This is a genomic window from Paenibacillus sp. GCM10027630, from assembly GCF_042676305.1.
Classification (GTDB): domain Bacteria; phylum Bacillota; class Bacilli; order Paenibacillales; family NBRC-103111; genus Paenibacillus_S.
Window position 1 is genome coordinate 1 of the sequence record NZ_JBHTGY010000023.1, and the last position, 24109, is coordinate 24109.

The 24109-nt window shown below is 45.6% G+C and carries 17 protein-coding genes; 14 read left to right on the forward strand and 3 right to left on the reverse strand.

Annotated features, from left to right (window positions below; genetic code table 11):
• Positions 1-652: 652 nt before the first annotated feature.
• The 9 genes from ACFQ0C_RS11270 to ACFQ0C_RS11310 all read left to right on the forward strand — a co-directional run bounded on the left by ACFQ0C_RS11270 (position 653) and on the right by ACFQ0C_RS11310 (position 12676).
• Complete coding sequence (locus tag ACFQ0C_RS11270; protein ID WP_379366764.1) at positions 653-1603, forward strand: ABC transporter permease; 951 nt, start codon at positions 653-655, stop codon at positions 1601-1603.
• A 26-nt stretch (positions 1604-1629) separates the two neighbouring features.
• Positions 1630-2481 carry a carbohydrate ABC transporter permease gene (locus tag ACFQ0C_RS11275; RefSeq protein ID WP_379366766.1) on the forward strand — a complete coding sequence of 284 codons (852 nt, stop codon included), beginning with the start codon at positions 1630-1632 and terminating at the stop codon, positions 2479-2481.
• 36 nt (positions 2482-2517) lie between these two features.
• The gene (locus tag ACFQ0C_RS11280; protein WP_379366768.1) at positions 2518-4035 is read left to right on the forward strand and encodes an extracellular solute-binding protein; all 1518 of its coding nucleotides are present in this window, start codon (positions 2518-2520) and stop codon (positions 4033-4035) included.
• Positions 4036-4093: 58 nt separating this feature from the next.
• Positions 4094-6421, forward strand: coding sequence for a helix-turn-helix domain-containing protein (locus ACFQ0C_RS11285; protein ID WP_379366770.1), 2328 nt, complete (start codon positions 4094-4096; stop codon positions 6419-6421).
• Positions 6402-7808 (forward strand): sulfatase family protein, encoded by a 1407-nt coding sequence (locus tag ACFQ0C_RS11290; RefSeq protein WP_379366772.1) that lies wholly within the window; start codon positions 6402-6404, stop codon positions 7806-7808. Before ACFQ0C_RS11285 ends, ACFQ0C_RS11290 begins: the two co-directional genes overlap by 20 nt.
• Positions 7809-7842: 34 nt before the next feature.
• Complete coding sequence (locus ACFQ0C_RS11295; RefSeq protein ID WP_379366774.1) at positions 7843-9192, forward strand: sulfatase family protein; 1350 nt, start codon at positions 7843-7845, stop codon at positions 9190-9192.
• 75 nt (positions 9193-9267) lie between these two features.
• Positions 9268-10080, forward strand: a complete 813-nt coding sequence (locus tag ACFQ0C_RS11300; RefSeq protein ID WP_379366776.1) for a sugar phosphate isomerase/epimerase family protein — start codon at positions 9268-9270, stop codon at positions 10078-10080.
• A complete protein-coding gene (locus ACFQ0C_RS11305; RefSeq protein ID WP_379366778.1) occupies positions 10071-11126 on the forward strand; it encodes a Gfo/Idh/MocA family protein in 1056 nt (351 codons plus the stop codon). The genes ACFQ0C_RS11300 and ACFQ0C_RS11305 overlap by 10 nt, the downstream gene beginning before the upstream one ends.
• Before the next feature lie 11 nt (positions 11127-11137).
• Complete coding sequence (locus ACFQ0C_RS11310) at positions 11138-12676, forward strand: sulfatase family protein (protein WP_379366780.1); 1539 nt, start codon at positions 11138-11140, stop codon at positions 12674-12676.
• A gap of 93 nt (positions 12677-12769) precedes the next feature.
• Here the strand turns inward: ACFQ0C_RS11310 and ACFQ0C_RS11315 are convergent, their stop codons facing one another.
• On the reverse strand, positions 12770-13660 hold the full coding sequence (locus ACFQ0C_RS11315) for an AraC family transcriptional regulator (RefSeq protein ID WP_379366782.1): 891 nt from the start codon (positions 13658-13660) through the stop codon (positions 12770-12772).
• 177 nt (positions 13661-13837) lie between these two features.
• Here ACFQ0C_RS11315 and ACFQ0C_RS11320 point away from each other — a divergent pair, with 177 nt between their 5' ends.
• The 4 genes from ACFQ0C_RS11320 to ACFQ0C_RS11335 all read left to right on the forward strand — a co-directional run bounded on the left by ACFQ0C_RS11320 (position 13838) and on the right by ACFQ0C_RS11335 (position 20198).
• Positions 13838-18592, forward strand: a complete 4755-nt coding sequence (locus ACFQ0C_RS11320) for an alginate lyase family protein (RefSeq protein WP_379366784.1) — start codon at positions 13838-13840, stop codon at positions 18590-18592.
• A gap of 48 nt (positions 18593-18640) precedes the next feature.
• Positions 18641-18895 (forward strand): hypothetical protein, encoded by a 255-nt coding sequence (locus ACFQ0C_RS11325; RefSeq protein WP_379366786.1) that lies wholly within the window; start codon positions 18641-18643, stop codon positions 18893-18895.
• A 237-nt stretch (positions 18896-19132) separates the two neighbouring features.
• Positions 19133-19591: a VOC family protein gene (locus ACFQ0C_RS11330; protein WP_379366788.1), complete on the forward strand. Its 459-nt coding sequence runs from the start codon at positions 19133-19135 to the stop codon at positions 19589-19591.
• Positions 19578-20198, forward strand: a complete 621-nt coding sequence (locus ACFQ0C_RS11335; RefSeq protein ID WP_379366790.1) for a YdeI/OmpD-associated family protein — start codon at positions 19578-19580, stop codon at positions 20196-20198. Before ACFQ0C_RS11330 ends, ACFQ0C_RS11335 begins: the two co-directional genes overlap by 14 nt.
• A gap of 133 nt (positions 20199-20331) precedes the next feature.
• On the opposite strand, the gene yfbR is transcribed toward ACFQ0C_RS11335, so the two are convergent.
• Both yfbR and ACFQ0C_RS11345 read right to left on the reverse strand, forming a co-directional pair.
• Positions 20332-20922, reverse strand: coding sequence for a 5'-deoxynucleotidase (yfbR, locus tag ACFQ0C_RS11340; RefSeq protein WP_258216251.1), 591 nt, complete (start codon positions 20920-20922; stop codon positions 20332-20334).
• 41 nt (positions 20923-20963) lie between these two features.
• Complete coding sequence (locus tag ACFQ0C_RS11345; protein ID WP_379366793.1) at positions 20964-22118, reverse strand: polysaccharide deacetylase family protein; 1155 nt, start codon at positions 22116-22118, stop codon at positions 20964-20966.
• Positions 22119-22387: 269 nt separating this feature from the next.
• Between ACFQ0C_RS11345 and ACFQ0C_RS11350 the strand changes: the two genes are divergently transcribed.
• Positions 22388-23920 (forward strand): fumarate hydratase, encoded by a 1533-nt coding sequence (locus ACFQ0C_RS11350; RefSeq protein WP_379366795.1) that lies wholly within the window; start codon positions 22388-22390, stop codon positions 23918-23920.
• The last annotated feature ends 189 nt before the right edge of the window (positions 23921-24109 follow it).

The window sequence follows — 24109 nt, forward strand, 5'->3', positions numbered from 1 at the left end:
CACTGAACCTCTGTCTCATCTCACCCACACCGGACACCTCTTCCTCTTTGTAATTTAATTATCTGCATTCTCTTATGAGGTGTCCACTTTTTATTCTAGATCTAATTTTCCTGCTATTTGCGTGGGGCGTGCTAAGCTGCCTTGCAATGTTGTAACTGAACCGCGACCCCGACCGCGCCTCCCGAAACCCCGAAGCCGAACCCGAACCCCGAACCCCGAACCCCGAACCCCGAACCCCGAACCCCGAACCAGCGCCCGAACCCGGAGATTAGCACGCGTTAGAAAGTAACCTTATCTTATCTCTGCATTTTTTGAGAATACCGAAGAAAGGGCTGTCCCAAAAAACTTTGGGGCAGCACCTTCTGCAGTGTTTATGTCGGTAAATCCATCATAAAACCTAGTAATCCAATTGACATAATATATTTTTAATTTTATTATTATCGTTAACTACCAGAAGTGATTAGGCGATAATTCAATTTATTATATTTTTCTGTAAGGTCATCCCATGGATATGATGCTCAAAAAGCCTGCTGTATCAACGTTTTCTGGCCTTCTGAATGGGCTATGAGATGGATATAGACGGCTGTAGCCAGGCGGGGTATAGTCGTAGTCGTAACACGGCAATGCTTTGTCAGGCCAAGGGGAGGAATTTATGAGAACCGTTCAAGCTAGTTCAACGATTTGGAGAAAATCGCGATTCGCCGAAAAAAGGACATTGCTTAGAAAAGACTGGCGGTTATATGTACTGCTGCTGCCGGGCGTAGTATATTTCGCACTTTTCAAATATTTGCCGATGTGGGGGATTTTATTCGCTTTTCAGAACTACGTGCCCCATAAAGGGGTGTGGAGCAGCGAATGGGTTGGGTTTGCTCATTTTATACGTTTTTTTCAAGAGCCTGCATTCTGGATGCTGTTTAAAAATACGATGATTTTGGCAGTGCTGAACCTGTTTATTTATTTTCCGATTCCCATTATATTGGCGCTGCTGCTTAATGAGCTGCGAAGTCAGCTATTCAAGCGTGTTGTTCAGACCGTTATTTACATTCCTCATTTTATTTCATGGGTTGTTGTTGTCGGGATCTTTTATATTTTATTTACGACAGAAGGAGGCTTGGTGAATGAGGTCATTAAAGCTTCAGGAGGCGATACGATAGCATTCCTGCTGGAACCGGATTGGTTTCGGACGCTAATTACTTCGCAGGTTATATGGAAGGAAGCCGGATGGGGAACGATTATTTTCCTGGCAGCTCTGACCGGAGTAGATCCAGGCTTATATGAAGCAGCCCGTATGGACGGCGCCAACAGATGGCATCAAATTTGGCATATTACGCTGCCTGCGATACGCAGTACGATAGTCATTATGTTCATTCTAAGGCTCGGTAACTTTCTGGACTCCAATTTCGAGCAAATTTTTCTAATGATTAACCCGATGAATCGGGAGATAGGCGAGGTATATGACACTTATGTGTATACGGTTGGGCTTCAAATGGGGCAATTCAGCTATACAACAGCGGTCAATTTGTTTAAAAACGGAGTCGGACTTATCTTGATCGTGGTCGCCAACTATATGGCCAAAAAATTTGGAGAGGAAGGGGTTTATTAACCCTTCGGACGGAAAGGAGCAATATCGTGAGATCCAATCAAGCCTTCGGAAGCCGACTATTCGAGGCAGGCAATGTTTTGCTGCTGTTAGTTGTGACCTTGCTATGCCTTCTGCCCTTCGCCTATGTAATCGTCAGTTCATTTGCCAGCACGGATTCGATTATACCAAAAGGATTTTCACTGGTTACCTATGAGTATATTTTTTCTACCGGCACCTTTATTAAAAGCTTGGGAATTTCCATCTACATAACAGTGCTGGGTACGTTTATCAACTTGCTGTTTACAACGACTATGGCTTATCCACTGTCGCGCAGCACGCTGCTCGGCCGTAAACCTGTACTGTTTTTAGTCATGTTCACGATGCTGTTCAGCGGAGGCATGATCCCAGCATATTTCGTTGTCAAATGGTTCGGCTTGATCAACTCACTATGGGCATTAATGATTCCGAATGCGATCAGCGCCTTCAATTTGATTATTTTGCGCAATTTTTTTCAGCAAATCCCTGAGGGCTTGGAAGAGTCTGCGAAAATAGATGGCTGTACGGATTTCGGTATTTTTTTTAGAATTATACTCCCGCTTTCGGTTCCTGCCTTGGCGACATTTGGTTTGTTTTATGCGGTTACCCATTGGAACTCTTACGTTCATGCCATATTGTACTTGAATGACAATACGAAATGGCCTGTTCAGGTGCTCATGCGCAACATTATTATTTTGGCAAACAGCAGTATCGGTGATGGGAATGATTTCGATGTGGAAATCCCGCCCCAGCCGATTAAGATGGCGGTTATCGTTGTGTCCACACTGCCAATTCTGCTCGTGTATCCTTTTTTACAGAAGCATTTCGCTAAGGGAGTGCTTGTCGGGTCTATCAAAGGCTAATCTCCGTTTATTATAATAACCTTAGGGGGAATTCGAATGTATACTCGTAACAAAACAGCCATAGTCTTACTATCCAGTATGATATTGACTTCATCGATTATAGGCTGCAGCTCGTCCTCAGATACGAAGTCAGGAAGCGGCGAAGGGGCTGCGAAGGCAGAGAAGACACCGGACACAACGCCTCTAAAATTGAGCTTATTGCTTCAGATAACCGGGGAACCGCCGCAAAAGGACAATGAAGCGCAAAAAGCAATAGAAAAATATACAAATTCCACACTTGATATTCAATGGACCGCCGATATGAAAGCGAAGCTCCCTGTATTAGTAGCATCCGGAGATTTGCCGAAGGCCGTATCATTTGGCAATAGCCAGCTGCGTTTGCCCTATATGGTCAGCGCCATGCGTTCTAACGTATTTTGGGATTTAACCCCTTATCTTAAGGACTATAAAAATTTGACCGAAGGTAATGATCTGAGGTACAAAAATACTTCGCTTGACGGCAAAAGCTACGGTATTCCGGTTGTTAGGCCGTTAAGCCGCAATGCGATGGTTTACCGGAAGGATTGGTTAACCAACCTTGGCCTTAAGGAGCCTAAAACGACGGAGGAGTTGTATCAGGTGCTCAAGGCGTTTACATTCAATGATCCGGATAAGAACGGCAAGAACGATACCTACGGCATACTTGAATTCAAAAGCGTCTCTCTAATCAATAACATTGCTGCCTGGTTTGGCGTGCCCAACACTTGGGCTGTTAAAGACGGCAAGTTTACAGCTGCCCATGAGACAGAGGAGTATTTAGTGCTTCTTAAATTTTTACGGAGGCTGTATGAAGAGAAAATTATGAATCAGGATTTTGCGGTCATGGAAAAGGCAGGCTGGGAAGCGGCATTTTCTTCGGGAAAAGCAGGCATGATTGGCAACATTACGAATACCGCGTTTAAGCTGACTGAAAAAGTGGTCAAGACCGATCCTAAAGCCGAGCTGGATATGTTCAGCCGTTTGCCTGGAGCGGTAGACAAAACAATGGCCGAGAACGGAACGAACGGAATCATCGTGTTTCCGAAATCGAGCGTGAAGACGGAAGCCGAGCTGAAGCAAATTTTAAGCTTTTTCGATAAACTTGGAGATGAACAGATGGCTACTCTGTTTAAATGGGGAATTGAAGGAAAGCATTTCAAGCTAAATAATGGCAAAGCGGCATATACAGATGAGAAATCGTACAAAAGTGAAGTGCTCCCATTACGCGCCCTGATGTCAGCCGATGACAGCAAGGCGAAGCCAGGCAATGAGCCGATGCTGCTGCAGAAGGAAGCTCAGATGAATGCTGAAAATGAAAAGTATGCATTAGGGAATATCGCGGAAGCTCTGGTAGCTCCTACACAAACTGAAAAGGGGGGTGAATTGGACAAAATTGTTATGGACGGCGTGATCAAATTCATGATGGGAAAAATAGATGAAGATGGGTGGAAAAAAACAGTGGAGACATGGCGCAAATCCGGCGGAGATAAGATGAAACAGGAATATGAAGAGGAGTATAAGAAAAGCGTCAAGTAATAGATCCTGCAATGATATACTGAAGGCAAACTGATGTTTACGGCTTGGAGGAATGGATATGAGACCGGCAAAATATTACAAACAACTTATGGTGTTCAGCATATGCATCGGGCTCGTTCCGGTCATTCTGCTCGGTCTCTTTTCTTATGTCAAATCGTCTGAAGCTATTGAGGAGAAAGTATACCAAGGCAATCTGCACATGCTGACCCAGGCGAAAATGACGGTAGAGCAGGTGCTCTCTGGTATAGATCTTGCGGTGGTGCAGCTGATCAGCCGTCCGTCCTTTCAGGAGCTGATGAATCATCCTCTAACGGAAAACGATTTTATCCAATACCGTGACCTTTCATTGAGCTTAAGCAATCTACCTTTTACCCGCAGCGGAATTAATAGCGTGTTCCTGACGAGTTTAAATTTTGATTGGATCATTAGCTATGCAGGACTTAGTACTTTATCCGACTTTCCGTGGAAGGAACGGTTTTTTACTTTTGCAGATTTACCCGTTAACTCCTCTTGGGTCACATTTCCAAAAAGCGCTCAGGACGAAGCAGAGAGCGTATGGGATGGGAAGATCAGTCTTGTAAAAAAGCTGCCAGCTCTGACTTCATCCAATAAGCCCCACGGATTGTTTGTTATGAATGTAGACATAGCCGATATCGAAGGCTCGCTTGCGAAGCAAAATCAGGTTGGTGATTTGGTTATTCTGGATAGCTCCTATCATGTATTGCTTGATCGCAGCAAACTATTGGCTAATCATCCGAAGGAAGCGCAGGAGCTAATCAGGCAAGTAAAGAGCATGACTCCGGAACGAAATTATGTAGAGACGCAGTTGGGGCAAAACGTAGGTGTAACCTATATCAAGTCGACGTATAACGGCTGGATTTATTTATCCATCGTATCCATTCAAGAGATCACTAACGATACTCGTTCTATCGCGCTTATAACGGTGTTATTTAGTATAGCTATATTTGGGTTAACTGTGTTTCTTGGCTGGGTCGGTACAAAAAGGATGTATTTTCCTATCAAGCGGTTGTACGATTCAGCTCAGACTGATGGTCAGGTCACGGCTGGTGATAGGGGTCAGGATGAACTCGTGTATATTGAGGAGCGGCTGCAGGGGCTAATTCAATCGGATCAGGACTTGAAGAGCAAGATGCGGAATTATCTCCCACAGCTCAAGGAAATGTTCGTTGTTAAACTGCTGCAAAATCAGCTGGGAGCGAAGGAAGTAACAGAGAAGCTGCAGCAGTTCGGTTTTCCGGTGGAGGGGACGGCACTATGTGTCGCTGCGGTACAAATAGACACACTTGAAAATACGTCTTATTCGGAAGAGGAGCGGGATTTGTTGTTGTTTGCAATCAATAATATGGTTGGGGAGATTATTCCGTCACATATTAGGCTTAGCCCGGTGTTGATCAATCAAACGCAAGTGACAGTCATCGTTTCCTCGCTTCCGGCGGGAGAGGAATTCAAACGGGAAATGAATGATTGGGCCCGAAATATTAAGCGAGCCGTTTCCCAATACTTGAAGCTGAAGGTGAGTATTGGCCTCAGTCGCCCTTATCAGGATTTCCCGCTTACCGGTCCGGCTTATGGGGAAGCGCTCGAAGCTCTGCGATACCGCTTGCGCTTGGGTACCGGCATGATTCTGCATTTGGATGAATTGGCTTCACAGCCCAACGATACGTTTAATTACCCGAAGGAAGCAGAAGACGAGCTGCTCAATGCCATTCGGATGAACGATGAGTATTGGGCGGTAACTAGCCTGAACAGCTTTATCCGCAGTGTTCTTAATCGGAGATTGTCGCATAGCGGGTTTATATTTATGATGAACCAGCTGCTTATCCGGCTATCGGAGCTAGTTCAGCATGATGATGTGGCGATGCATGCGCTGTTCGATCAAACCTCTTTGCTTGAGAGGATTTCCCAAGTAAAAACGATGGAAGAGATGGAAGCATTATTTCTCCATCATGTGGTGGAGCCGATCATGCGCGTACTGGAGCAGCAGCGAAAAACCGTGTTCGATAATATTACAGCTTCCGTTATCAGGCTAATTGAAGAAGAGTTCGACAACAACCTGACTCTTGAGTATTGTGCGGGCAAAATCAACTTTCACCCTACTTACGTCAGCAGAGTGTTCAAGAAGGAGACTGGGTATAGCTTTAGCGAATATTTGGCGCAGTTCCGCTTAAACATCTCTAAGAAATGGCTGAAGGAAACCGACTTGAAGGTTCAAGAAATTTCCGAACGGCTTAAATATAACAGTCCTGCGGCTTTCATCCGGTATTTCCGGAATATGGAGGGCGTAACTCCAGGCAAATATCGCGATCATGTCTCTCAAGGCAAAGAGGACAAAGGGGGAGATGAATATGGAGCTGGAGCCAATTGAGCGATTAAACCTATTGCTGATTATGACGGACCAGCATAGAGCGGATTGGCTTGGACATACAGGCAAACAGCCAGTAAACACACCAAATATCGATCGGATAGCAGATAGGGGAGTCCGGTTTACTAACGCATCCTGCTGTAGTCCATTATGTGCTCCAAGCCGCTCTTCATTGGCTGCGGGTGTGTACCCTCACCGACTAGGCATCCTTGGAAATAAACATAATTTCCCGACTGAGACGGTTACGTATTATCAGCTTCTGCGCAAGGCGGGATACCGGGTTGCTGTTATCGGAAAAACCGATCTGCATAAAGGAGATCATCACTATGGCGCTGAGGGGAATTTACCGATCATGTATCACTTGGGGTTTACCGATCCGCATGAAACGGAAGGTAAAGGGAATGCGGGTAGGCCAAGACGAGGCAAGGAGTCCAGCGGAGCTTTCGAAACTACCGGTCCTTATCAGAATTATTTACAAAAACACGGGCTGTTGGATACTTTCGTGGAAGATATGAAGAAACGTGAGAAGGAAAGTCCTGTGTGGTATGCAGCTCCATCGTCGCTGCCAGCAGAGTATTTTCACGACAGCTATATAGGTCGAAAAGCGTGCAGCTATTTGGAGGACGTTACGGAGGAAGCGCCGTGGCATCTGTTCGTTAGCTTCACAGGACCGCATGACCCTTGGGATGCGCCGGCCGCATATGCTTCGCATTATGCCGATGCGGAGTTTCCTTCAGCTATTTCTGCGGCTGGGGGCGAGAAACCGGATTGGATTCGCCGTAAAGCAGCCAAACAAAGCGCAGGGATGAGTGAAGATGATTTGAACAAGGTGAAGCGGCATTATGCAGGAGCCATCGAGCTCATAGATGGATGGATTGGACGGATGCTCGATGTATTGGAGCAGAGGCAGCTGCTGGAACGGACCGTGATTGTCTTTTGCTCCGATCATGGGGAAATGCTGGGCGATCACGGCCTATTCCAGAAGTCAGTGATGTATGAGGCTGCTTTGCGCGTGCCATTGATCATTTCAGTGCCAGGTGGGAATGGGCAGCCGTATAAAGGGACCAGCGAGGTATTGGCAGAGCTGATCGATCTTCATCCGACATTATTGGATTTGGCGGGAGTTGATTATTTGCGCAGCCGGTTGGACGCGCGCTCCCTGCTGCCACATATCCGAGGTGATGCGGTGGAGCATAAGCCCTATCAGATCAGCCTACTTAACCATTGCCGAATGATAGCCGATGGAGAGTACAAGTTTATCGACAACATTAACGATGAGAATGAGCTGTATCATCTACAGGATGACCCTGATGAGCAGATCAATCTGAACCGGTTGCAGCCGCAAATAGCCAAACGCTTTTTGGAGCAGCTGAAAAAGCTTTGTATATAAATCTGGGAACAAGCAGCAAGGGGATGTTGAACCTATGACACAACAGGCCAAGCCTAATATTTTATGGATTTGTGCGGATCAGCTGCGGGGCCAAGCACTAAGCTGTATGGGTGACCCCAATGTGAATACTCCGAATATCGACAGGCTGGCTGCTGAAGGCTTCCAATTCACACATGCCTTATCAGGGACGCCCTGGTGCACACCGTTTCGCGGGAGCCTGATGACCGGCAGGTATCCTCATCGCTCGGGGGTTCCGGCGAATCATTACTCGCTGCCGATGGATGCAGGAACTATAGCCCGTTCGTTCCGAGACAATCATTACCGCACATGTTATATCGGTAAGTGGCATTTGGATGGCGACCGACCGCACCTGAATTTACAATTGCCTGAAAATTCTGAACGATTGCGCGTTATAGCTCCTGAGCATAGAGGCGGGTTCGAGGATTGGTGGGCGTACGAAAACAATAATCGGCCGTTCGATTGTTGGGTGCATACGGATTCCGGCAGCAGCGGACAGACGGAGTTATTCCGGCTTCCAGGCTATGAGACCGATAGTCTTACCGATCTATTGATAGACTGGCTTAAAGCGCGAGCGAAGCCGCAGCAGCAGCCTTTCTTTGCGGTTCTGTCCGTGCAGCCTCCTCATAATCCTTATGTGGCTCCGGAAGAGAATATGAGCCGCCATCATCCATCGCGGATACAGTTTCGCGCGAATGTCCCCCCAGTCAACCGCGTCCGGGAAACGGCCGCTCGTGAGCTGGCCGGGTATTATGCGGCCATCGAACGTCTTGATTGGAATGTCGGCCGCATTCGGCGGGTGCTGCAGAAAACTGGGTTAGCGGATGACACGTACATTATGTTTTTCAGCGACCATGGAGATATGCATGGCTCGCATGGCTTGTTCCGCAAGAGCTCCCCATGGGAGGAGGCAATACGTATTCCGTTTATCATTGGGGGACCAAGCCGGGATCATCAAACCCGCAAAATGTTTGATTTTCCACTCAATCATGTGGACATCGCCCCTACGACGCTCGGATTGTGCGGAATCGGCAAGCCGGAATGGATGGATGGCTTCGACTATTCTCCTTGGGTGCTGCAGAAGCGGCCACAGCTTGAGGCTCCGGATAGCGCTTACATGAATATCTGCATACCTTCGACCGTCAGCTATGCGGTTGATCGACCATACCGTGGGATTGTTACCCGGGACGGCTGGAAGTACTGTGTTTTGGAAGGGCAGCCATGGCTGCTGTTCAATTTACAGGAAGACCCTTATGAGCTGGTCAATCTGGCTTATGTCAAAGCATTTCATAGTGAACGGAACCGGCTTCAGGAGCAATTAAAAGAATGGATTGTTCGGACGAGGGACTCCTTTGTTCTGCCCTAATCCATCTTGTGATTGACGTTGAGGCTGGAGTGGATAATCGGGAGACTAGATACAGGAGAAAGAGGTGCTTCATACATGATCACTTTGAGTGCATTTGCCGATGAGATTTCACCGGAGCTATCAGAACAAATCGCTTTGTTAACTTCAGAGCAAATCCAACATATTGATTTTCGTAGTGTGAATGGAAAAAAGCTCAAGGAATTGAAGGTTAAGGAGCTGCGTGATATTAAGAGAAACCTTGCCGAAGAAGGCATTTCCGTTTCCTGCATCGGTTCGGCAGTCGGAAAAATCGATATCACTGCGGATTTAGAGGCTCATTATGAGGAGCTAAAGCAAGCGGTAGAAGCTGCTCATTTGATGGATACCCGCTGTGTACGTATTTTCTCGTTTCATTGTCCTGATAGGAATGATATGGGGTCTTATCGTGACAGGGTTATTGAAGAGCTTCACAAATATACGGAATATGCGAGTAAAGAAGGAATCGTATTGCTTCATGAAAATGAAAAGCATATATTCGGCGATACAGTCGAGCGTTGTGCAGAACTAATGAAGACTTGTTACGGCAGCGCTTTTCAAGGCATTTTTGATCCGGCGAATTTTGTGTATTATGGCATCCGCCCATTCGATGATGCTTATCCGCAGCTTGCAAGCTATATGTCCTACTTCCATGTCAAAGACGCAGCCGTTGTGAATGGCAAGTTTACAAATGTATTTGCTGGTACAGGGGATGGCCAGTGGAGAGAGCTGCTAAGTCACCTGCGGGACAATCATTATACAGGCACCATGGCGCTTGAGCCGCACGCCAAGCCAAGATCGGTGGAAACGTTCCGAACGGCCATCCGTGCATTTAAAACATTATTAGAGGAGGCACAAATACATTGGGCATAAATGAAGGTATCATTCGTTTCGGTTTGATTGGATGCGGAATTAACGGTTTAAGGCAGCATGCGGAGCTGCTGAGTGAAATTCCGGGGGTGCAGCTTGTTGCAGTGTGCGATGAGGTTGAAGAGAAGGCGAAAGCCGCGGCAGCGCAGTACCAAACCGACTATTACACTCATTATGAAGATATGCTTAATCGATCAGATATTGATGTCATAACGATCAGTCTCCCTAGCGGGCTGCATGCCGATGTAGCAGTTGCTTGCGCTAAAGCGGGTAAGCATGCTTTAGTTGAAAAACCGATGGATATAACATTGGTCAATGCGGATCGGATGATTGCAGCATTCCGCAGCGCGGGCAAGAAGCTGTCCATCATTTCACAGCACCGGTTTGATCCTGCTATCGTGTGGGTAAAAGAAAAGCTTGCAGCTGGCAAATTTGGGAGACTTATTCTGGGAACAGCCGCGGTCAATTGGTACCGGACCCAGGAGTATTACGATAGTGGTGAATGGCGCGGCACCTGGGCGTTGGACGGAGGCGGCGCACTTATGAATCAATCCATTCATACCATTGATCTGCTGCAGCATTTGTTTGGTCCGGTAGAAGAAATTCATGCCTATACAGACCTGCTGGGCCATGAACGAATTGAAGTAGAGGATGTGGCGGTCGCAACGCTTCGTTTCCGGAGTGGAGCCATCGGGACTATTGTAGGTACAACTTGTGCCTATCCAGGGTTAAAAACAAGATTAGAAATATTCGGTAAAAACGGAACGGCAATTATCGAGAAGGATAAGCTGGTGTATAGCTCATTCCGGGATGAAGCGGAAGCTGTTTCTTCCGAAGATGCAGGCGGTGAGACGGAAGGAGCTTCCAAACCAGAGGCCATATCGGTCAAAGCGCACCGGCTGCAGATTGAGGACATGGCCGATGCGGTAAGAAATGACCGTGATCCGGCCATAACGGGCGAGGAGGGGCGCAAGGCGCTGGAAATTATTTTGGCGATTTACCGTTCAGCCCAAGAAGGCAAGCCAATAAAGCTGCCGCTGGAAGCTTAAGGAGGACTTCGATGGATAAGCCGAATATTTTAGTAATCATGAGCGACCAGCTGCGATATGATGCGCTGGGATGCAGCGGCAATCCGGTTGTCCGCACACCCAACATTGACCAGCTTGCGGAGAGCGGAGCCAGGTTTACTAACGCCTACACACCGAATCCTTTGTGTGTGCCAGCGAGGGCCAGCTTTACAACGGGATGCTATCCGCATAAATCGGCGGGGAGCAAGCAAAATAACGGACAAATACGCGCAGGTTTTCCGACCATAGGCGAAGAGATGAAGCAACGAGGTTACGAAACCTATGCGATGGGCAAGCTGCACTATACGCCCTATCAGCCTCCTGGTACGGAGCGGGTGACGCACGGACTGGATACTGTGGAGTTGTCAGAATCCGGCCGTTATGTGAATCGGTTCGATCCTTCGGGGAAACTGACAGGTCTTGAGGAGTATCTTGATTATTTGCAGGAAGTTGGTTGGGGCGGTTATACGAGAGGGCACGGTCTTGGAAATAACGATATTTTTCCTGCACCGAGCCCCATTCCCAAGGAGCATTATGTAGATACATGGGTTGCGGAGCGGACCCTTCATCATTTACAACAGCATATGGTGGATTCGCCGGATAAGCCATTTTTCATGTGGACATCGTTTCCGAAGCCGCACTCCGCATATGATCCACCACGACCTTATGATCAATGGTATCATCCGCATGATATGCCGGAGCCGGTTGGGAGTGCTGCTTTGCTGCGGGAAAGAGGACTTGATTTACTGGATCGGGAATACCGCAAATATGGCTGGGATTCACTTTCGCCACAAGCACACAAGGTTATTAAAGCTTATTATTACGGTCTTGTGGCGCTTCAGGATGAGTTGATTGGCCGAATCATTGAATTTTTGGAAACAAACGGTCTTCGAGACAACACGATTGTCGTATTTACTTCGGATCACGGAGACATGCTGGGAGATTTCGGACAGTACTTCAAAAAGGTATTTTATAAGGGTTCTGTCAAAATTCCATTATTGATCAGCTATCCACCGGCAATTCAACCGGGATTGGTGACCGATGAACTGGCTGGCTTACAGGATTTGCTTCCCACACTGCTTGGATTGGCGGGAGATCCGCTCGTATGTACGGTGGATGGGATCGATTTGCAGCCCATGTTGTTGGAAGGTAAAGCCGTCAGAGAATACTTCGTGTCACAGAGCAACAATGACCCCGCCGCGCAGCGGTATATGGTTGCAGATAAGCAGTGGAAATACGTATATCATACGTATGGAGGAGTTGAGGAGCTATACGATTTGGCGGCAGACCCGGATGAACTGAAGAACTTGTCCGGTAAAGCGGAGCCGGAGTCAGAGGCTGCCAAGCAGCAGCGTAATATGCGTCAATATTTGATTGAGTGGTGTATGATCAATGGTGATCACACCATGCTCGATCAGGGTGACCTGCTAAGGATCGAACGCGATCGGGAACCGAGTTCTGCCACGGCAGCCCTACATCCAAAATCCGCAGGAAAAAGTGTTCTTGGTCATTTTGGCAGAAGGTTTGTGTAGTTATTGGGATTCATAAACTAATAAGGTAAGTAAGCAGAGAAAGCAGCTCAAAGGCCCGTGAATCGTGCCGCTGAGCTGCTTTTTTCTACTACTTCATTCCCTTTGAGAATTGCGATACTGAATGGGGGTAATGTTCATGATTTTTTTGAAAACCGTACAAAAGTGAGAAGTATTGGGCATCCCAACCCTGTTACCGATCTCTTTGAGAGGATATGTAGTGGTTCTAAGCAAAAGGCAAGCTTCACGGATACGACGGTTAGTCAGTGAAGTAGAGAAGCTGATGCCGGTCGTTTTACGGAACAACGAAGATAGATGATACATGGACAGATACAGCTGCTGAGCTAGCTCCCCTATGGTCAAATCATCCATAAATCGTTCCTCGATGGCTTGCATAATTTTTTCAACATGATGAGGAAGAACGACGGTTCCCTGCTGTCCGACAGGGGATATATCCAGTTCACGATATGCAATTTGCAATTGATTCAAAAATGAAATAATAAACAGCACAAAGGATTCGATGCGTTTTTCCGATAAAGGAGGAATCTCTTGTTGGTCCATTTCTTGCTGTAGTTGTCCGAACGAACGGCATAATTCCTCTAAAATGTTGTACTCCTTCATAGGCCCGATAACGTGAGCTGCCGATTGGGAATCAAGAAAAAGCCTTACAAATGAACGTAACTGCGGAAAGGAATGAAGATAAGTTTCCAGTACGGAATAATCAAATAGGATTAAGGTACGAGTAAAAGGCACTAGGGGATCCATTATCACACGATGAAGCTGAAACGGATGGAAGATCAGCAATGTACCTGGTTCAACGTCATAAATGTCACCTTCAAGAAAAACACGGCCTTTGCCTGCATGGACGAACATGATTTCCATACTTTGGTGTGCATGGAAAATCTGAGTAGGACCAATGGATTCTTTTGAATAATGGTAAAAGTAAGGCTTGAAATGCAAGAAATGATTGATCGACAAACGATTCATGATGTGAGTGTCCCTTCCTGATTCCAGGTTTCCAATTCATTTAGTTACAGTTCCATATAAAAAACCATTTTCCTTCTGAATACCGCAAAATTACGAAATGATTCCGCAAATAAATACAATTAGAATTTGTTAAGATTATTTTTGAAAGCGTTTTATAATAAAAAGGGGTTGATATCAGTGAATGTATTACGACGATTTAAAAGTAAAATAAGTGGCCTTCTTTCCATTTTATTGGTATTGTCTGTACTTGGACAGGCTGGAGGCTTGTTTGTTCCGACTGCTAATGCGGCTTCGGACAATTTGGTGCTAGGGGCAAAGTTGGCCGGTTATAGTACTCAGGCAACAGCTGGAGTTGCTTCAAATGTATACGATGGCTTGATCTCGACGTATTGGCAGCCAAATTCTTCAGAGCGTGAACCAACTGGAAATGGGGCTTGGTTTGCTCTTAATTTAGGAGCTGCAAAATCATTTAATAAAGCCGTTTTCCAAATGGCTTTAAGTAATGGTGTGAGTAAAGTCAGGATTGAGTATTCGAATAATAACACTTCCTGGACCAAAGCTTATGAAGATACGGTAACAAATAAGGGAACTTCAGCTAGGACGGAAATGGTAAAATTAAATAATACTGTAACTGCGCAATATGTAAGAGTAACGTTCTTGTTTAGCACGCAATCTCCAAATTTTCAATTAAGCGAATTTGAGCTTTACAATGAGGGAGGTCCAACCGAGCCTGCCCCAGTTACCTCAGCATTCGTATCTAGAGCTAATAGTACAGCAACGATCCAATGGACGGATCCTGTCCTTAGCGCAGTTTATTTGGACTTCGATAAGGTTAAGGTCTATGACCTATCGGACGGAAGCAGGTCTGTCCTTGTTAATAAGGGACAGCAATCCGCAACGTTTACGAATTTGAATGCTAACCAGGCATACACTTTCGCTATTCAAACAGTAACAACCGATAGTAAGAACAGCTCCAATGTAGTTGTATCCGTTAAGCCGGATATGTACCCGAACACTCAATTATTTAATTCGGGCCAGCTGAAAGCGGTTAAAAATAAGGTTATGACTCCCGGCAATACCGATTATTCGGCAGCTGTAAATCAATTGATTATGGACGCAGAGGTAGCTATGACCAATGGTCCTTATTCGGTCATGAACAAGACGGGGACTCCTCCCAGTGGTAATCAACACGATTATTGGAGCGCGGCACCTTACTGGTGGCCGGATCCAACCAAGCCTGATGGATTGCCGTATATAAATAGAGATGGAGAAACCAATCCGGAAGGGCTTACCGATAAATATGACAAGCAAAGCTTCACTTTGCTGCGAACAACGGTTTCTACGCTTTCTCTTGCCTATTATTATACTAATGACAGCAAATACGCTGAACGTGCGGCCCTGCTGCTAAAAACATGGTTTATCGACCCGAATACGAAAATGAATCCGAATATGAATTATGCTCAAGGCGTAGGAGGGGCTGAGAACGGACGGAAGGAAGGCGTACTGGAATCCGATAAGTTGTTTGAAATTATTGATGCTATTGAGCTTATTTCTAATTCAGCCAGCTGGACGAGTTCGGATACGCTAAGTTTCAAAAGCTGGTTAATGCAATACGTTGATTGGTTACAAACAAGTCCGCTGGCACAAGCAGAAAAAGCGACGATAAATAATCACGGTACATGGTATGATGCGCAATTCGTCAACTATTTGATGTATTTAGGCAAACGAGATGATGCCAAAACTTACTTGCAAACGACGGCAATCCCTCGCATTTCAGCCCAAATCATGGATGATGGGACGATGCCGGAGGAATTGAGAAGAACGCGTCCGTTTCATTATTTTTTATTTAACCTAATTCCTTTCTCCATGTTGTCGATTTTGGGTGATCAAGTCGGGGTTGATCTTTGGAATTCCGAAGATGGCATCCGCAATGCATATGGTTTTATAGCGCCTTATATTATTGATTTTTCACAATGGCCTTATGATGAGCTCCGTGACGAAGATGAAAGTGCCTTTGCAAGATATTTGCGGGAAGCTGCCGTTAAGTACGGAGACGATAAGCTATGGAGTGCGGCAGAAATAATGCTCGGTGCACAAATAAATACACATCGCGTAAATTTGATTGCTCCTGGTAACATGGGTCCCGCTCCGCGTAAAGAATTGGTTACATTCAGTTTTCAAGGTCTGTATGTGCCTGTTACGGGAACGATCCATAACGATGAAATCACACTGGATGTGCCTAATGGAACCGATGTAAGAGGTTTGGTCACTACTTTTAAAACCTCCGGTCAAAACGTCAAAGTCGGTTCCATAGTGCAGGAAAGCGGCATTACGGCGAATGATTTCACAAATCCGGTTGTTTATACAGTGTTATCACCATCAGGTACAAGCAGGAGCTATACAATCAAAGTGAATGTTTTACCGAACAGACTGCCGGTTACCATCTATGAAACAGGATTCAGTGATTACCGAAACGATCCAAGCATAGATATAGACCTGTTAAAAGATAGCAGTAAAACTTTGTTCGACTTGATAAAGCCAATGCCTCAAGCTGTATCTGAGATGAAACCACTCACATGGTACAGCGGGTTTAATGACAATGGCACGATAAAATCCACGGCACGTATTTTTATCAAGGACGGCAACTCCCAGCATACGAGATCCATGCCAGCGGCCTTAAGGCTGGTAAAGGATACGGTTTTCGGTTCTACCGTGACAATACCGATAAGCTTGAACAATTATAAAAATATTTCTGGCTCTTTCGCAGCAAGGACTCAAGATCAAACGGTAACTTATAATCTGTATTCAGAATGGTCAATAGACGGCGGAGCTATTTGGAACGTGGCAAATAAACTAACCCGTGACAGCAGCCACACCAAGCTGACGGATACTTACGGCAATTATCCGTTTACATTTTCTATTAACGATGCCAGAGCCGATGGCAATCCTAACTTTTTATTCAGACTAAGATTGGATAAAAGCAGTAGTGGTTACATGAACATTGACGATTTCAAATTAACAGGGGAACCTCTTTTCGATCTGAATCAAAAAGGACTTACTCAGTTCAGCTTCAAAGGTTTGAATCCGGAAGTTAACGGAACGATCGATGGGACGGAGATCAAACTTACGGTACCTTACGATACAAATGTATCCAATTTGGCTGCAACATTCACCACCACGGGAACAAAAGTGAGAGTGGGTTCCACGACTCAGGTGAGTGGAGTTACAGCTAACAACTTTACGGCTCCGGTTGTTTACACGGTAGAAGCAGGGAATGGCACCAGACAGAACTATAAGGTAAATGTAGTTTCAACGCCTGGGGCTGATTTAACATCGCCGGTTTGGCCGAGTAATGCAGCTCTTTCCTATTCCAATGTTAATCAAACAGGAATGCTATTAAGCTGGCCGACGGCAACAGATAATGTAGGCGTAAAAGAATACCGAGTTTACAATGGTGATACGCTGATGGGCACCGTAACTGGAACGACCTATTCGGTTTCGGGTTTAACGCCAAGAACCAATTACACGTTTAAAGTCGTCGCAATGGATCAGGCAGGAAATCAAAGCGCAGCACTTAGCGTAAATGCAGTAACACTTGCTTATAGCCATAGCTCCTCTTCCTCAAGCCCGGCAGCTGGCAGCCAAAGCACTGAGAATGCTTCAAATGCAGAAGTTGGAAAAATGGATAGCGGATCTATTACCGTTAAAGAAGAAAAAACAGGCGATGGGCGTATAATTCAACATGTTACTGTGGATGCAGCCGGGTTGAATAAGGCAATCGAAGCAATAAAAGGTAAAAATCCAAGCGAACAGAAAATCACGCTGGAGGTTAAAGGCAGCGGTTCCGCAATAAAGGTGGAGATACCTAGCAGCGCTATTCAAAGCGGCAATCAATCTGCACCTCAAACGGTCATTTCCATTAAGACTGATTTGGCCACCTACAATTTGCCTATTAAAGTGATCGATGCAGGCGCTGTTGCGAAAAGCCTTGGTGTAGACATAAAGGATATGCAAATCACATTAGCGATTGAAAAAGTTTCCGGAGCTATCGGGGAGCAGATCCTGCAAAAAGCCAATGCAGCCGGACTCACGTTAATTGGCGGTGATCAAGCGAAAGTCCTTGATTTCAAGATTACTGCTAGTGCTAAAGGTAATGTGGTTTCCATTGACCAGTTTAATCATACGTATGTTTCTAGAATAATCGTGATTCCGCAAACGGTAGACTCAACTAAAGCGACTGCCGTGCTTTATAACCCGACTACAGGAGAAATGACGTTCGTGCCTGCGGTATTTAATGTGGTGGACGGAAACACTCAAGTCACGATCAAGAACCATTCAAATAGTATTTATACAGTCGTGCAGTCAAGCAAAACCTTTGCCGATCTGAACGGTCATTGGGCAAAAGCGGACGTTGAGCTGTTGGCATCCAAGCTCTTGGTGAAAGGCTTGACGGATACGGCATTTGAACCGGGAAATTCAATTACCCGTGCTGAGTTTGCCTCTCTGCTTGTCCGCGCTTTAGGATTGAATGCTGATCCTTCATCGAAGTTCTCAGATGTTAATAGCAAGGACTGGTATGCAAGCGCGATCGTAGAGGCAGCGCAATCGGGGATCGTTACAGGCTTCGAGGATGGGACGTTTAGACCAAACGCTCCGATCACTCGTGAGCAGATGGCGCTAATGATTACAAGAGCCATGACTATCGCAGGTAAAACGAACGATACCAGTGGAAAAACAAAGCAGTTGCTCGCGAAGTTTACCGACCAGGGCATAATCAGTGCATGGGCACAAGAGGCCGCAGCACAAGCAGTGGATGCGGTGTTGATTAATGGACAGACGGATACGACGTTTGTACCTCAAGCCAATGCAACACGTGCAGAGGCAGCTGTGATGCTCAAACGGTTCCTGCAATTTGAGGGATTTATTAACTAAGAAAAGCTAGTTCGCTGACATATATACAAATAGGAAAAGCAGGTGGCCGTGAAGTGCCACCTGCTTTTTTCACTTGATTCCACAACCTTGACAAGCGATCTTTCTGCAAGGACTGTGCAGCCGGATAATATTGAAATTAATAAGAATCAAAATCCAGATCTTTTGAAGCGAGGGCAGCGAATGGGTTTAACTGGAATTTCCGGAGCTAATTTTGCCTTCGCGCCATCATTTTGGGATATAAAGGGAAAAGCTCCATCTAAAATGGGTAATATTGGTTCATTTTTCTGTGAGGAGGAAGATTAACGGGACGTTTACAGTTATTTACATAAATGGACCGATATGGCCCAGAATTAGCGGGATGTTTTCCAGTTAGACATAAGGGGGGAGCTTAAGAACATGAGCGTTAGACTGACTATACGTCATTTACGAATGGGTAGAATAGTTGAAGAAGTTTTGAAACACTGACATATAGGTGTCAGCATAGGTTGCTTATAATAACAATAGTGAGCCGATAATAATTGCCTTAGGGGGAAATTAAGTATGAGCCAAAAACAAACATTGCGAGGATTTGCGACTATCAGCTACTGGGCGGATAATATGGAGGCGGCAAAGGCGTGGTACTCGGAGCTGCTGGGCATTGCGCCTTACTTCGAACGCTCAGGACCAGATGGGCGGCTAGCCTATGCCGAGTTTCGCCTTGGAGATTACCAGCATGAACTGGGTCTGATCGATCGCCGGTTCGCTCCTGCGCGTGCAGCAGCTGGCCCCGGTGGTGCCGTCATGTACTGGCATGTTGATGATATAGAAGCAACACTTAGGAGTTTGAAGGCCATGGGAGCTGAAGAATACGAACCGCTCACTCACCGTGGTGATTCAGGATTCATTACGGCTTCCGTCACGGACCCATTTGGTAATGTATTAGGTATTATGTACAATCCGCATTATTTGGAAATCCTGAATCTCAGAACTGAAGGTGACCTGGGTAATGGTAATAGATAAACAAGTGCAAGCTCGCACTCGACAAGAATGGCGAGAGTGGTTAAGTGACCATCACAGTACTGAAGATTATTGTTGGTTAATAACAACTACAAATCATCCAGTAAGCTACTTGGATTTTGTTGAAGAAGCTCTGTGTTTTGGATGGATTGACAGCACGCGCAAAAAACTGGATGACATTCAAACGGGGCAACGATTTTCACCCAGAAAGAAAAACAGCAACTGGTCAGAGCTCAATAAGGAACGTGTCCGACGGTTAGACAAATTAGGCTTAATGACAGAAGCAGGAAAAAAAGTATTGCCAGATATGAAAGTCGAATCTTTTGTGATTCATGAAGCTATTTTATTGGAATTGCGTCAGGATAAAGAGCTTTATCGCAATTTTCAAGCCTTGCCAGAACTATATGTTAGAATCAGGATCGACAATATCCAGTCCGTGCAGTCCGATGCAGAGTTGTATCATAAACGATTGAAAAAATTTATTGAACATACCCGTGCAAATAAAGTATATGGACAATGGAATGATGATGGTCGCCTTTTAGCCGCGGCGGAACCTAAACTACAGCTTTCTACAAATGGGAGCGGGAGGTTGCTATCGAGCTGCCTTTAAAACAAATCCAAAAACACGCCAAAAATAACCTTCCAGCCAACTAAAAGTTGAAGTGAAGGTTATTTTGGCTACCAACTAAAACAAATAAGGTAGAGGCTGAAATTTTACAAAGCCCTTTTGAGAAAGCCCCAACCTATTCTTCCGACAATTCATCCAAAGTTTTCTCCAGACTAGGTGCCAGGTTATCGAGAAAATACTGCATCTCCGGCATGTTCATCTGTTGGATCGATTGCTCAATCTGCTTCTTGGCGCTTCCGAATTCTTTATTGCCGGCCGATAGCTCCGTCACACATTTCAAGTAAGCATCGAGTAAATCGGCCGCTTTTACATATTTCTTTAATTCGTTGTTTTCACCGGTCTTCGTATCGATCAATGGCTCATATACCGGACGCAGCTTATCAGGAATCATATCGAGCATACGCTCCGCGGCCAGCTGTTCTATATCTCGAAAATTAGCTAATATTTTGGGATTATGATGCTTTACCGGCGTAGGTATATCTCCTGTAAATACTTCGGTTGCATCGTGGAACAGCGCCATGCTGACGATTCGGTCCGTTGGGATGTTTCTCTCATAAACTTCGTTGGCAATTGTGCACAGCACATGGGTTAAGATGGCTACATGAAAAGAGTGCTCGGCAACGTTCTCCTTCACTACATTGCGCATCAGGCTCCAGCGTTCAATGTAGCGCAATCTGTACATATAAGCGAAAAAATGACTATCCATCGTGTCTCATCCTATCTGATTTTTTAACATCGGAGATTTAATTATTTTTTTATTACAGGTGTTTGGCGTACGGAAAAGCTCTGTACGGTTGGATTATACACAATTTGTACGCCGATAGCAGTTTCCAAATCTTTCAGGCCGATATAAACTACATTATTTTTCATATAAAGCGGCTTTTGCAGATTAATGGTCTTGCCTCCGGTAAGTGAAGTCAGCTTCTGACTGTTTACGGAGCCTACCCATGTGGTGTTCTGATATTGAATTTGTATTTGATTTTTATTGGTTAAAGAAGCTTTGCCGCCCAATTGGCTCATGGTGTCCATTAGAGGTACTTCGTTAAATGGATGATTGGTCGCAACGACTCTTCGCCTGATAGAAGTTTCTAAGCCTTCCGGTGAAATAGCGCTGTTACCTGCATTGATCCTGGGGATTTGCAAAGGCTCCAGGTCTCTCGTAGCCATTTCCGGTACAATGGTAAAAGCGAATCTCATTCCGGCCTGTTGAATGTATTGGGAGGATAGCTTGTCATAAATGCCAAAAGGATATGCATACGAATCGATAGGCTCCGGATACAGCTCGCTGAGCTTAGTGACGCATTGTCCCGTATCGCTAAGAACCCTTTGTTTATATTCATCTTCCGTTTCATTTGTGCCGTTAGTGATGATCCGTCCTACCAGCATGGCGCTATCGTCAGGTAATTTTTGATGCATGCTGTTGGTGTGGCATTGAAGATCTATAAAATTAGTGTCACTTGTCATCTCAATAATTTCATCGCGGGACATGGACGGAATGTAGCTGGCTAATGGATCCTCCAAATCTCCGGTAATAACAAAATTGACCGCAGGAATGCGCATGCTTTTAAGTATGGGATAAGCATTTGTATAGAAGCTCTCATAGCCATCGTCAAAGGTTACAAGCACTGCATTATGTGGAACCGAAGCGCCCTGCATAAATTCCTTAAACTGCTGGAGCGTTATGAATTGATAGCCTTTATTTTTTAACAGAGACAATTGATCCTTAAAAAGCTGGGTGGTAACGGTCCCGGAGCTCTTCGCTTCGTCATCAACATGATGATACATAATAACAGCAACTTGATCTTTAAAAATAACGCTGGAATTGGCTGCATAAAGAGACGGTAGGATGATACTAAGGCCGAGAATACTGAGGGCCGCTGCTTTTAGAATGAGTTTGTTCATCTGCAATCGTAACTCCTTATCTGGTAGTCGAAATTTCCTAGTAGGTAAGAAAACATATTCTAGGTCCGAGGTAAGGATTCCTTCTGTGAGAACAGTAGAATATCGAAATGTTTATGGAAACCGAAGGGATAAGGTGAGCTGCCAAATAAAGCCGCAAAACCGCCCCATTTTCACGGTTTTTGAACATGTCGGATTATGCTATTATATACCTATGCATAATTCGTCCGGTATGGAAGCCGGGCTTATCATTTTGAGAGGAGTTTTTATTCATGCAGCAATTCCAACAAAGTGTCTATAAACTGATTGTAGAAACATCTACGAACCTTCCGGCTGATGTCCGCGAAGCGATTCAAGCCGCTAAAATCCGGGAGGACGCAGGAACGCGTTCTGCGCTTTCCTTATCAACTATTGCTAATAACATTCATATGGCGGAATGCAATGTCTCACCTATCTGTCAAGACACGGGGATGCCGACCTTTATTATACATTGTCCTGTAGGCGCTAACCAAATTGTCATGAAGAAACAAATTTTGGCGGCGGTAGCTCAAGCAACTAAGGATAGCAAGCTTCGTACCAATTCCGTTGATTCCTTAACAGGCGCTAATACAGGAGATAACTTGGGCCCCGGAACTCCGGTTGTTCATTTTGAGCAATGGGAAAAAGATGATGTCGAAGTGAAGCTGATCTTAAAAGGTGGAGGCTGTGAGAATAAAAATATTCAATACAGCTTGCCGATGGAGATTGAAGGCTTGGGCAAAGCAGGCCGTGATCTAGATGGAATCCGTAAGTGCATTCTGCATTCAATCTATCAAGCTCAAGGTCAAGGCTGTAGCGCGGGATTCATCGGAGTAGGCATAGGCGGTGACCGGACGACAGGCTATGAGCTAGCTAAACATCAGCTGTTTCGCCATGTTGACGATGTGAATCCCATTGAAGAGCTGCGCAAGCTTGAGGACTACATTATGGGCAATGCGAATTCGCTTGGTATCGGAACTATGGGCTTTGGAGGTCAAGTTACTCTGCTTGGGTGTAAGGTAGGCGTTATGAACCGTCTTCCAGCGAGCTTCTTCGTCTCCGTTGCTTATAATTGCTGGGCTTACCGCAGACAAGGCGTGCTGCTTGATTCAAACAGCGGCGATATTAAGGAATGGGTTTACAGAACCGGAGAAACGGTTCCTATGAATCAGGAAGCAGCAGTTTCCACTGAAAAAGCCGAGCGTAAAGAAGTTGTACTGCAAACGCCAATCTCAGAGGAGCAAATTCGTGAGCTGCGCGTTGGAGATGTAGTCATTATCAATGGTATCATGCATACAGGCCGTGATGCTCTTCATAAACATTTGATGGATCATGATGCTCCATTGGATTTGAATGGCGCAGCGATTTATCACTGCGGACCTGTTATGGCCAAGGATGCTGACGGTGAATGGCATGTCAAGGCAGCAGGCCCGACCACCAGTATCCGCGAGGAGCCTTATCAAGGCGACATTATTAAAAAATTCGGTATCCGCGCTGTTATCGGCAAAGGCGGCATGGGCGCCAAAACGTTAGCCGCGCTGAAGGAGCATGGCGGAGTTTACTTGAATGCGATTGGCGGAGCTGCTCAGTATTATGCTGAATGCTTCAAAAAGGTTGAAGGCGTCGACTTCATGGAGTTCGGTATTCCGGAAGCGATGTGGCATTTGCAAACGGAAGGTTTTGCCGCAATCGTAACTATGGACTCACATGGTAACAGTCTGCATGCGGAAGTCGAAAAGGATTCTTTTGCAAAGCTTGCACAATTGAAGGAAACGGTTTTCTCCTAAAATTTGGGGCAAATAGGTGCGCTAATGTGCTAAAACAGAGGGATAACGGAACAGCTGCTTCCGTACTTCCTCTGTTTTTTGTGTTTCCCAGACGATAGAGGAAAAAAAAGTCCCGCTATTGTTTTCCTTAGCTTAACTCCCTTTACAAAAAAAAAACTAGCTATCTAACTATTGAACAGCTACGATAAT